The sequence below is a fragment of the Pseudomonas sp. SIMBA_068 genome, from assembly GCF_046534705.1.
Taxonomy (GTDB): Bacteria; Pseudomonadota; Gammaproteobacteria; order Pseudomonadales; family Pseudomonadaceae; genus Aquipseudomonas; species Aquipseudomonas putida.
The window spans coordinates 1-249 of sequence record NZ_JAWRYI010001223.1 but is presented as its reverse complement, the minus strand read 5'-3'; the positions used below and the strand labels follow the sequence as shown (position 1 = coordinate 249).

The following is a 249-nucleotide window of genomic DNA, read 5'->3' as shown; positions in this document are numbered from 1 at the left end:
CTGCGGTGCTGCAACCGCACCAGCCGTTGCAGGTACCGCTGTTGTTGGCCGCACTGCAGGCGTTGATCGTGCATCACGATGCCTTGCGCAGCACCTTTGTCGAGGGCGCACAGGGCTGGAGCGCGGCCTACCGTGGTCCGGATCAGCACCAGGCTGAACAAGTGCTATGGCAAACCACATTGAACAGCGTCGAAGAACTTGAGGCTTTGGGCGAAGAGGCCCAACGCAGTCTCGACTTAGGCGCAGGCC

Annotated in this window: 1 protein-coding gene; it reads left to right on the top strand. The window is 61.8% G+C overall.

The features are described 5' to 3' along the window. Positions 1-249 (top strand): hypothetical protein (locus tag SB756_RS33435; RefSeq protein ID WP_410913679.1); only part of this gene is annotated, 249 nt, incomplete at both ends.